7 protein-coding genes and 1 tRNA gene are annotated in these 7,216 nt (G+C 35.6%); 6 read left to right on the top strand and 2 right to left on the bottom strand.

Annotated elements, in window-relative coordinates:
- Positions 1–124: 124 nt before the first annotated feature.
- Positions 125–199, bottom strand: a tRNA-Pro gene (locus EKL98_RS10740).
- A gap of 339 nt (positions 200–538) precedes the next feature.
- Between EKL98_RS10740 and EKL98_RS10735 the strand changes: the two genes are divergently transcribed.
- The 6 genes from EKL98_RS10735 to EKL98_RS10710 all read left to right on the top strand — a co-directional run bounded on the left by EKL98_RS10735 (position 539) and on the right by EKL98_RS10710 (position 6,102).
- Positions 539–1,306: a ParA family protein gene (locus tag EKL98_RS10735; protein ID WP_126453649.1), complete on the top strand. Its 768-nt coding sequence runs from the start codon at positions 539–541 to the stop codon at positions 1,304–1,306.
- Between the two features lie 4 nt (positions 1,307–1,310).
- A complete protein-coding gene (locus EKL98_RS10730; RefSeq protein ID WP_126453647.1) occupies positions 1,311–2,210 on the top strand; it encodes a ParB/RepB/Spo0J family partition protein in 900 nt (299 codons plus the stop codon).
- Positions 2,210–2,770, top strand: coding sequence for a DUF5683 domain-containing protein (locus EKL98_RS10725; protein WP_126461437.1), 561 nt, complete (start codon positions 2,210–2,212; stop codon positions 2,768–2,770). Before EKL98_RS10730 ends, EKL98_RS10725 begins: the two co-directional genes overlap by 1 nt.
- A 246-nt stretch (positions 2,771–3,016) precedes the next feature.
- On the top strand, positions 3,017–3,745 hold the full coding sequence (gene dapB, locus EKL98_RS10720) for a 4-hydroxy-tetrahydrodipicolinate reductase (RefSeq protein WP_126453644.1): 729 nt from the start codon (positions 3,017–3,019) through the stop codon (positions 3,743–3,745).
- 68 nt (positions 3,746–3,813) lie between these two features.
- A complete protein-coding gene (gene lepB / locus EKL98_RS10715) occupies positions 3,814–5,385 on the top strand; it encodes a signal peptidase I (RefSeq protein ID WP_126516515.1) in 1,572 nt (523 codons plus the stop codon).
- 90 nt (positions 5,386–5,475) lie between these two features.
- Positions 5,476–6,102, top strand: a complete 627-nt coding sequence (locus EKL98_RS10710; protein WP_126562333.1) for a WbqC family protein — start codon at positions 5,476–5,478, stop codon at positions 6,100–6,102.
- Positions 6,103–6,118: 16 nt separating this feature from the next.
- Here EKL98_RS10710 and EKL98_RS10705 read toward each other — a convergent pair whose 3' ends face one another.
- Positions 6,119–7,165: an endonuclease/exonuclease/phosphatase family protein gene (locus EKL98_RS10705; RefSeq protein ID WP_126562332.1), complete on the bottom strand. Its 1,047-nt coding sequence runs from the start codon at positions 7,163–7,165 to the stop codon at positions 6,119–6,121.
- Positions 7,166–7,216 lie beyond the last annotated feature (51 nt).

Below are 7,216 nucleotides of genomic sequence, written 5' to 3'. Positions count from 1 at the left end.
TAATCTATTTGTAAGATGGTCCGTTTGACCAACATAATATTTAAAAGTAATTTCACTCTGAATTATGTATACAATGTACATATTTATAAAATAAAAAAAGCCGAACACACTTGTTCGGCTTTTGTCGGGGTGGCAGGATTCGAACCTGCGGCCTCCTGCTCCCAAAGCAGGCGCGATAACCGAGCTACGCTACACCCCGTAAGCGGGTGCAAAGATAGCATTATTTTTTGCTTTAGCAAAACTATTACTGAAATTAAGAACTAAAATTATTTAGTTGGAAAATCAATATAAAAATCTAAATAAAAATATTTTTTCAAAGCAGAATGAATGCACAACTTCCCCTAGCCCACATTGCAACTCAAGTCCCGAACAATCGGGATTGTAGTGCACTGCTGAAATAGCTCCCATAAAATGAAATTCGTTTTCAAAACAGGAATGGTCAAATAGCGACTAATCAAGCATTAACAAATGTTAACAAAATAGATTTTTAGAAACCATAAATAATTGTATTTTTACGGTTCAAAATTTAGAAAAATAAATGGGCAAAATCATCGCGATTGCTAATCAAAAAGGAGGGGTTGGCAAAACTACTACGTCAGTTAATCTTGCTGCTTCATTGGGTGTTTTAGAAAAAAAAGTGCTACTTATTGATGCTGATCCTCAGGCTAATGCGTCCTCAGGATTGGGTATTGACGTGGAATCCGTAGAAATAGGTACGTATCAAATTTTAGAACACAGTCACACACCAAAAGAGGCCATCATAAAATGTTCTGCTATAAACGTGGATGTGATTCCATCGCATATTGATCTTGTTGCTATTGAAATTGAATTAGTCGATAAGGAGAATAGAGAATATATGCTTAAACTAGCATTAGAAAGTATCAAAGACGATTACGACTATATTATCATAGATTGTGCGCCATCATTGGGATTACTTACCTTAAATGCGTTGACGGCCGCTGACTCCGTAATTATTCCTATTCAGTGTGAATATTTTGCATTAGAAGGACTAGGGAAATTACTGAATACCATAAAAAGTATCCAAAAAATTCACAATCCGGATTTAGATATCGAAGGATTATTATTGACCATGTTTGACTCCCGTTTGCGTTTGTCAAACCAAGTGGTTGAAGAGGTTCAGAAACATTTTAACGACATGGTTTTTGACACTATTATTCAAAGAAATGTCAAATTGAGTGAAGCACCCAGTTTTGGCGAAAGCATTATAAACTACGATGCAACAAGCAAAGGAGCTACCAATTACCTGCATCTAGCTCAAGAAGTTATAAAGAAAAACAGCAAATAGTTTTATGGCAAAAGCACTAAAAAAACAAGCCCTGGGAAGAGGATTATCTGCGTTATTGAAAGATCCGGAAAACGATATAAAATCCGTAAATGATAAAAATGCCGATAAAGTTGTAGGAAACATTATTGAGCTTGATATTGAAGCTATTGAAATAAATCCGTTCCAGCCCAGAAGCAATTTCAATGAGGAATCATTGCGGGAATTAGCAACTTCTATCAAGGAATTAGGTGTTATTCAACCAATCACTGTTAGAAAACTAGATTTCAATAAATACCAATTGATTTCAGGAGAACGCCGTCTTCGTGCCTCTACCCTTGTGGGATTAACTACTGTTCCTGCGTACATTCGGATTGCAAATGACAACGAATCGCTGGTGATGGCCTTAGTCGAAAATATTCAGCGCCACGATTTAGATCCTATTGAGATTGCCTTATCCTACCAACGTTTGATCGATGAGATTCAGCTGACTCAGGAACAAATGAGTGAGCGAGTAGGGAAAAAACGCTCTACTATTGCTAATTATTTGAGGCTTTTGAAACTGGATCCGATAATTCAAACCGGAATTCGAGATGGTTTTATCAGTATGGGTCACGGTCGTGCGATAATCAATATTGAAGACCAGGATATTCAAACTGATATTTATCAAAAAATTGTCAGTCAAAATCTATCGGTTCGTGATACGGAAGCTTTGGTAAAAAACTATCAGGAAAGTTTAAAACCTAAAGTCGCCGGAAAACCAAAAACTGCATCCTTTGAAATTGCAGATACTCAAAAGAGCGTTTTTACAAATTATTTTGGAACTAAAGTCGATGTGAAAGTAGCCGGAAATGGTAAAGGAAAAATCACAATTCCATTTCACTCTGAAGAAGACTTCAAAAGAATCATTAAACTAATAAACGAATAGTGCATAAAATCATTTTCATAAGTCTGCTCCTTTTCACTTTAGGAAATCACACTGTTTTTTCCCAAACGGGAACAGAGGCGGTTTTGGTGGCAAAAGACACTTTGAAATCAAATGACATTGATCCGTTGACCCCAGCAAAAGCTGCTTTTTTTTCTGCAATTTTACCAGGATTAGGCCAGGCTTACAATAAAAAATACTGGAAAATACCGCTGGTTTATGGCGCCATAGGAACCAGTCTTTACTTTTACATCGACAGTAATAAAAAATACCACCAATACAGAGACGCCTATAAAAGTCGCCTAGAAGGCTACACCACTGACGATTTAGCATTCTTAGACAACAATCGATTAATTGCTGGCCAAAAATTTTACCAGCGAAATCGTGATTTGTCCGCTTTGATAACAATTGCCTTTTACGCCCTGAATATTCTTGATGCGAATGTAGATGCAGCTTTATTACAATTTAATGTTGATGAAAACTTATCCGTAAGACCCGTTCTTTATCCAGATAATGTAACATTTAAGACGAATGTAGGACTAACATTTAATTATCAGTTTTAGACACAAAACCGGAAAGCTTAAATACAAAAAAAAGAACCGCTGCTTATGTTATTAGTTACTAAAATAGGAAAGAAATATTTTTTTATCCTCACTACCGTTTTACTGCTGCTCACCTTAGTGAATTATTCAGAAATTAAAGCGTTTGATTCGATCCGAATGAATGATTTCTTTTCTGGTTTTATCGCCGGTCTTTTAATAGGATTACTACTAATAGGAATTGTACACTATTCAAAAAAAAAATAAAAAATGAAAATTGCGCTTTTAGGATACGGAAAAATGGGTCAGGTAATTGAACGGATTGCACTGGAAAGAGGGCATGAAATCGTTTTGAAAAAAGAGGAAAAGAACACTTTTGATGGACTTTCAGCAGCTGATGTGGCAATTGATTTCAGTGTTCCAACTGCTGCAGTGAGCAATATTTCCAGTTGTTTCCAGGCCAATGTGCCCGTTATTTCAGGAACCACAGGATGGCTGGAACAGTATGAGGAGATGGTGGCACTTTGTAATCAAAAAAAAGGCGCTTTTATTTCCAGTTCTAACTTTAGTTTAGGAGTAAATATTTTCTTTGAACTCAATGAATATCTGGCTAAAATCATGTCGAAATTTGACACGTACAAAGTAGCGATTGAAGAAATTCATCATACCCAAAAACTGGATGCACCTAGCGGAACTGCTATTTCATTGGCCAACGGAATACTTGCAAATAGTTCTTACACCAACTGGACCTTAGAAAAACCGGAAGCAAATCACTTGAGCCCAAACGAACTGGAAAAACAAATTCCTATAAAAGCCAAAAGAATTGGTACAATACCTGGCACGCATACCGTTAATTACAATTCTGCTGTGGATGCAATCGAAATGAAGCACACCGCGCACAATCGTGAAGGATTTGCGCTTGGGGCAGTCATTGCCGCTGAATGGATTGTAGGAAAGCAAGGCGTTTTCACAATGAAAGATGTATTAGAATTAAAATAAAATTATTCACCTGTTTGAGTACATTTCTAGCGAAACAATCTTAAATCTCAAACTTAAAACAAAAAACTATGTCAGTATATCAATGGTTTGTATTTTTTCTGCTAGTCCAGATTGTTCACTTTCTAGGAACTTGGAAACTATATGAGAGCGCCGGCAGAAAACGTTGGGAAGCCGCTATTCCTGTTTACAATGCAATTGTTTTAATGAAAATAATAGGACGTCCCACTTGGTGGACTGTATTGCTATTTATTCCAATCATCAATCTCATTGTATTTCCGGTAATCTGGGTAGAAACGCTACGCAGTTTTGGAAAACGATCCGGATTAGACACTTTCCTGGGAATAATTACTTTTGGATTATATATATACTACATTAATTATACCCAAAAATTAAATTATAATGCTGACAGAAGCCTTAGTCCTGAAAACAAAACGGCAGACACTATTAGTTCCTTACTTTTTGCTGTAATTGTAGCCACAGTTGTTCATACCTATTTCATTCAACCGTATACCATCCCTACCTCCTCCTTAGAAAAATCCTTATTAGTCGGTGATTTTCTATTTGTAAGTAAAATGAATTATGGTGCAAGAGTTCCCATGACCACAGTAGCATTCCCAATGGTACACGACTCTATTCCTTTGACAAAAAGTAAATCATACCTCATCTGGCCACAATTGCCGTACATGAGACTGCCCGGCATTCAGAATATTGATCGTACGGATATTGTTGTGTTCAACTGGCCGGTAGATACCGTTTATAGATTTTTTGATACTTCAAAAAGACGTGCCTACAAGCCCGTTGATAAGAAATCGAATTATGTAAAAAGATGTCTGGGAATCCCTGGAGACAGCTTGTCCATAAAGGATGGCATGATTTATATTGATGGCAAACTCTTGCAAATGCCCGAAAGAGCTAAACCACAGTTCTCTTATAAAGTAGCTCTGGACGGAAAAACACCTATCGATTTTGAATCAATATTTAAGGATTTAGATGTGACGGATCCTGCTGGATTTATAGATCAAACAAAAAGAGACACCCTTTTTCTGAGTGCCTTGACTGAAGCAGGTGCAGAACGATTAAAAAACACACCAGGTATCACGGCTGTAATCAGACAGATAGCAAAGGATGCGGACAACACAATCTTCCCGCATATCAATAAATGGAATCGTGATAATTTTGGCCCAATTTACATTCCGGAAAAAGGAAAAACGGTTGCGTTAACCACTGAAACGCTGCCTTTCTACAAAGCAATCATTACTGATTATGAAATGAATGAGGATGGTAAAAAAAATGATCTAAAGGTTACAGGAAACGAAATCAGATTGAACGGTGCCGTTGTAAAAACATACACCTTCAAACAAAATTATTACTGGATGATGGGAGACAACCGTCATAACTCTGAAGACAGTCGTTATTGGGGATTTGTACCCGAAAATCACATTGTAGGGAAACCTATATTTATATGGCTCAGTATCGATCCTAACGGCAAAGGATTAGAAAAAGTACGCTGGGACAGGGTTTTCACAACGGTTAGCGGTGAAGGGCAACCGCAGTCGTATTTTAAATTATTTCTGTTAGGACTCGTTATTTTCTTCGTAGGAGAATATTTTTGGAAAAAAAGAAAAGAGGCGAAAAATTAGTCCAAAGTTCAAACGTCCAAAGTCATCAAGTTAGCATCTAATCTAACTTTATGACTTTGGACATTATAACTTTAAAAACTTTAGACAAATATGAATATTCTCATACACCCAACTTACTTCCCCTCGATTAGCAATTTTGCTGCCATGGTACAATCGGAGAGCATCACCTTTGAGGTTGCCGATAATTTTCAGAAACAAACCAATCGCAACCGCGCTTATATTTATAGTCCCAATGGGATTCAGCTGTTGAATATTCCCGTGAAGCATTCAAAAGAAAGTCATCAAAAAACTAAAGACATCAAAATCGAAACCGACTTTGACTGGCAAAAACAGCATTTCAAATCATTGGAAGCCGCCTACAGAAGTTCTCCTTTTTTTGAATATTTTGAAGATGACATTCGTCCCATTTTTGAAAAAAAACAACTATTTTTATTGGATTTAAATTTTGAAATTGTAGCCCTTCTATCCAAATGTTTCCGAATAAAACTGGATTATACTACAACCACGGAATACTTTCATGAGATTGATATCGAGACAATTACCGACTTAAGAGCTTTGGTCAACGGAAAAAAAGACGTTTCGATATTTGAAAACTACACACAGGTTTTTGATGACAAACATGGTTTTATCAACAATTTGAGTGTTCTGGATTTGCTGTTTAATGAAGGAAAATACGCGATGGATTATTTAAAAAAACAAGAATTGATTATCAAATAAAGCATTTTTCTACTTGCTACTCATAAGACAATCGTGCCATAATAGGAAAATGATCCGAGTTTATAAATCGAGGAAAGTTTTCAAATTTCTTTACTGACATTTTCTCATCGGCAAAAATATAATCAATTCTGGCCGGGTAATACCTGAATTTATACGTCTCTCCAAAACCGGTTCCGGCTTCTTCAAAACTGTCTTTCATGTTGCCCTTTATGTTACGGTACACATAAGAAAACGCACTATTATTCATATCTCCGCAAATAATTGTAGGGTAAGTACATTTCATTTTGTGTTCCTTAAAAATCTCTGCTTGCTGTTGCTGTTGTTTGAACGCTTTGCTAATTCTGATAAAAAGCATTTGCGATTTTTGTTGATCAATGACCTCAATATTTTCATCAATTTCATCTACGTCGGGAGAAATCTTGATAGATTGTAAATGCATGTTATAGACTCTGATAATGTCCTTTCCTTTTTTTATATCAGCAAAAATCACATTATTACTGGAGTTTGGAAACGTTATTTTCCCTTGATTAAGGATTGGAAATTTTGAAAATATTGCTTGTCCTGTTTTAATTTTATCACCATTCATAAAAATATAACGATGTGGATATACCTTTAAATCAATATTACCCGAAGATGAAAATTCCTGAATACACACTATATCTGGATTCTTATCATTTATAAAGTTTAAAATATCTGAGGGCACATCATCTCTATCAATCCACTTAAAAACATTTAGCAAGCGCACATTGTAGCTCATTATAGTAAAATCTTTTTCTTCTTTAATTACTTCCGGTGCTGAAAACTTATAGAATTTATTTATAAAAGTAATGCCAATCAATAATACTAAACCCGATACAATCAACTGTTTTTTGAATTGTATGGCCCAATACATAAAAAACAAACCGTTTAATATAAAAAAAAGAGGCATAAAAAGTGTCAAAACTGACAAAAAAGGAAACGATTTAGGGGCTAGAAAAGGCAAAACATAGGCAGTAAAAGTCACAAGGGTAAGGACTATGTTCAAAAAAAACATTCCTTTATTAAACCATGAAAGATTTTTCATTTTTTTCTATATTTTATTATTTAAACAAAAATGTTAACCACTTTAAAAAGC

The sequence above is a fragment of the Flavobacterium bomense genome (genome assembly GCF_003970355.1).
Note: the sequence above shows the minus strand (reverse complement) of the source record. Positions and strands in the feature narration are given on the sequence as shown.

Bases quoted from the DNA above. Each gene is read 5' to 3' on its own strand.
- EKL98_RS10735 (WP_126453649.1), top strand. From the start codon at position 539: ATGGGCAAAATCATCGCGATTGCTAATCAAAAAGGAGGGGTTGGCAAA.
- EKL98_RS10730 (WP_126453647.1), top strand. From the start codon at position 1,311: ATGGCAAAAGCACTAAAAAAACAAGCCCTGGGAAGAGGATTATCTGCG.
- dapB (WP_126453644.1), top strand. From the start codon at position 3,017: ATGAAAATTGCGCTTTTAGGATACGGAAAAATGGGTCAGGTAATTGAA.
- lepB (WP_126516515.1), top strand. From the start codon at position 3,814: ATGTCAGTATATCAATGGTTTGTATTTTTTCTGCTAGTCCAGATTGTT.
- EKL98_RS10710 (WP_126562333.1), top strand. From the start codon at position 5,476: ATGAATATTCTCATACACCCAACTTACTTCCCCTCGATTAGCAATTTT.
- EKL98_RS10705 (WP_126562332.1), bottom strand. From the start codon at position 7,165: ATGAAAAATCTTTCATGGTTTAATAAAGGAATGTTTTTTTTGAACATA.